Source organism: Candidatus Magnetaquicoccus inordinatus, from assembly GCF_004217665.1.
GTDB classification, from domain to species: Bacteria; Pseudomonadota; Magnetococcia; order Magnetococcales; family Magnetaquicoccaceae; genus Magnetaquicoccus; species Magnetaquicoccus inordinatus.
In genome coordinates this window covers 1-3382 of the sequence record NZ_RXIU01000290.1, presented here as the reverse complement: position 1 = coordinate 3382, position 3382 = coordinate 1, and the positions used below count along the sequence as shown (strand labels likewise).

The window sequence follows — 3382 nt, the reverse complement described above, 5'->3', positions numbered from 1 at the left end:
TTTTTGCCATAACTTCATTAAATAATAGTCCAGTGGGCCAACCAAACTGTTTTGACAGGTGGCAAGGCAATCCATAATCGCCAGTTTGCCTGCGACGCCTGTGGGGTATGCGGTTGCGAAGCAATGGTCGCTCGCGCATCTTGTAAAAGCACCGCCAAGCAACAGCAAAATCTCAGGTAGTCCGTCACTGATTCCTGTCAAGGTCAGTGTCTCTCCCGGGATTATGCAATCATTTTGAGTAGTCAACGCAGCTTTGTTGGTCCACTAGAGTTTATTTGCATACTGTTTATTTGCTCTTGGAGAAATGCGATGGGTGAAGCTGTCAGAGGATTGATTATGGTTTTAGCTTTGTCCTGTAGTGCTACCGTTGCCGCAGCAGATCCGCCGTCCACTTTTCGCGACCCGGTTACGGGGATGGAGCTGGTCAATGTTCCGGGTGGCACTTTTTCCATGGGCTGCAATCTGGAGTGGAATGATCGCTGTTTTGATAATGAAAAACCGGCCCATGAGGTGACACTTTCCGCTTTTCGTATTGGTCGCAGTGAGGTAACGCAAGAGCAGTGGCGCAAGGTAATGGGTGAGGATCCTGCCGATTTGAGTGCCAAGGATTGCGGTGGAGATTGCCCGGTAGATAGTGTCGCCTGGGATGATGTGCAGGAGTTTATCAAAAAGCTCAACAGCATGGGTGAGCATAAATATCGCTTACCCACAGAGGCAGAGTGGGAATATGCCTGCCGCTCTGGTGGCAAAGAGGAGATCTATTCGGGTGCCAACACGGCAGATACGGTGGCATGGTATAATGACAACAGCAAAAGAGAACTGCATCCGGTGGGCAAGCGGTCGGCCAACGGTTTTGCTGTGTCGGATATGAGTGGCAATGTGTGGGAGTGGGTACAGGATATTTATGGCGCCTATGCAGCCGCTGCTGCCACAGATCCAGTAGTAGAGAGTGGTGGCAGTGATCGAATTTTTCGTGGCGGCTATTTTGGCAGCGTGTCGCGACACTTGCGTTGTACCATGCGCAATCGCGGCAGCAGCTCCATGAAGGTCAACGCCATCGGCTTTCGTTTGGCTATGACACCATAATTTTATCGTAACTATTCAGGTTTGTACTGGCTCGCCAGCTCTACCCCCATGGGGATGCTGAGCGGATTGGCGTAAAAATACGCGCCAATCCGCTCAGCTTGCTTCCATTAGGCGCGCTGCGCCGACGCAAGAAGCGCGTCGGCTTAGTTTGAAAAGCGCGCCAAAGGCAAAAGATTACAAGCAAAATCCCAGGGATTCCATCCCTGGACCCGGCCAGGGAGGTGCCCTCCCTGAACCCGCAGTTGTTTTTGGGTACTGAATAGTTGCAAGATTAAAAGCAAAATCCCAGGGATTCCATACCTGGACCCGGCCACTGAGATGCCTCCCTGGACCCGCAATTGTTTTGGGTGGGGTATAGTTACATTTTATCCAGAATATTGAGCTCTTGAGAACAATCTCAGCCCATCAAGTGCACAATTTGCTTATTGCACAAATGCAGCAATTGCTCTGTAGTACAAAAAGGAGCAAACAGTGTCAAACCAGTCTTACCCATGCCCTGCTTGCTGAGTATGTTGACAGTCACCCGGTAGGCACGAACTGCCTGCGGCTTGCGCTGCAACTGTTGATAGGACTCCGCCAAATAATAGTGTGCCAGCCAATTGTGCGGATTGAGAAAACTGACCTCCTTGAATTGCTGTAACGCCTCCTCATGCTCCCCTCCCCGCTTGGCCATAATCCCTAATAACATCCGCGCCTCAATATGCCAAGGTTGGCTCACCAATATCCGCCGACATAAATCCTTTGCCTCTGCAAAACGCTGCAACTCCAACAACAACCCCGCCTGCAAAGATTGCGCATCCACATTTTCTACAATATTTTCACTGTTTATGCAACGCTCCACCAGTTGCAACGCCTGGGCATAGTTCTGCTGCTGGGCTAACACCAATGCGTTTTGCAAACTATTTTCTAACTCTGCACCTGTTACAGATTTGTTACTGTTACGATGTTCCGCTACAGAAACAAGGTTGCTTCCCGCCCTCCTGGCGCTTGCATCGGCCGCGACAGCTCTGCTGTTCTCCGGCAACAAGCCAGCAGATATGGCTTTGCCCTTTAACCTGCCTGGCACTGTTTGTTCCTCCGTTGAATGGGAGGGGAATATGCCTGAATCCCCTGGCGCAAACCGCTTTGTTGTCGGTAGTTTCTGGCGCAGCTTGTTTAATTGACTGAATTGTTTATTCAATCTCCCCAATGCTTGATGGGAGGTGGGCGCCTCTTTTTGAAAGAAAAACAGCCCATCCTCCTCTAATAAATGAAAAATTCCAAAATCATGCAACATACTCTCTACCGAACTGACCACAACATAGCCCGGCGGTTGCAAAAGCGAAGCAAAATTGGCAAAAATCGCCCGGCGAGCAGGCTCCTCAAAATATATAGAAACATTGCGATAAAATATTATATCTGCCTGTATTGCCAGTCTGAGCATATCCTGGCGATTGAGAATGTTGCAATTGTGAAAAGTAACTAATTTTCTATAATTTTCATTCAGTTGATAGCGCTGGTCATGCAGACGGGTAAAATGCTTTTGCAAAAAATCATGGCCATTGCCACGAAAAGAGTTGCGACCATAAATCGCCTCTTTGGCAATGGCCAATGCTTTCACATCCACATCAATGCCGATAATACGAACAAAATGTCCCAAGGTTTGGGCAAATTTATCATACAAAGCTATAGCCAGAGAGTATGGCTCCTCACCAGTTGCGCAACCGGCACTCAAAATCACTATCTCCTGACGCTGTTTGCTGCTGTGGATCAACTCTGGAAGCAGACGATTGACTACAAAATGAATCTGCGCCGGTTCACGCATAAAATAGGTCTCATTGACCGTCAACAGACTGATCAGATTTTCCCGCTCCTGGCTCTGCTGCTCCAAAATCTCTGCATAACTGCTTGCCTGCTGCAGGCTTAAAGCGCCCATACGCTCCTCAACCGCCCGCTGCAAATTTTTTTTGCGCTCCCCTTGAAAGGTCAATCCAGAATGCTGCTCAACCAACTGTTCGATACGTGGCAAAATCATTTACCCACCTGTCTGCTCTCCACCACGCCAAGCAACTGCTCGATACTTGGCAAAATCATTGTAACTATCCACCATCCAAAACAACTGCGGGTCCAGGGAGGGCACCTCCCTGGCCGGGTCCAGGGATGGAATCCCTGGGATTTTGTTTTTAATCTTCTGCTTTTGGCGCGCCTTTCACAACAAGCCGACGCGCTTTTTGCGTCGGCGCGGCGCGCCTAATGGAAGCAAGCTGTGCGGATTGGCGCGCCTTTTTGCGCCAATCCGCACAGCATCCCCATGGGG

Annotated in this window: 3 protein-coding genes; 1 reads left to right on the top strand and 2 read right to left on the bottom strand. The window is 49.6% G+C overall.

Annotation, left to right across the window (positions count from 1 at the left end; translation table 11 throughout):
* On the bottom strand, positions 1–201 hold a 201-nt coding region (locus tag EJP87_RS18675), incomplete at its 3' end, for a hypothetical protein (protein WP_227657668.1).
* A 108-nt stretch (positions 202–309) separates the two neighbouring features.
* Between EJP87_RS18675 and EJP87_RS14770 the strand changes: the two genes are divergently transcribed.
* The gene (locus EJP87_RS14770; RefSeq protein ID WP_130472627.1) at positions 310–1086 is read left to right on the top strand and encodes a formylglycine-generating enzyme family protein; all 777 of its coding nucleotides are present in this window, start codon (positions 310–312) and stop codon (positions 1084–1086) included.
* A gap of 397 nt (positions 1087–1483) precedes the next feature.
* Here the strand turns inward: EJP87_RS14770 and EJP87_RS14765 are convergent, their stop codons facing one another.
* A complete protein-coding gene (locus tag EJP87_RS14765) occupies positions 1484–3100 on the bottom strand; it encodes a CheR family methyltransferase (protein ID WP_130472626.1) in 1617 nt (538 codons plus the stop codon).
* Between the last annotated feature and the right edge of the window lie 282 nt (positions 3101–3382).

Coding starts and splice junctions, on each gene's coding strand:
- EJP87_RS14770 (WP_130472627.1), top strand. CDS start 310: ATGGGTGAAGCTGTCAGAGGATTGATTATGGTTTTAGCTTTGTCCTGT.
- EJP87_RS14765 (WP_130472626.1), bottom strand. CDS start 3,100: ATGATTTTGCCACGTATCGAACAGTTGGTTGAGCAGCATTCTGGATTG.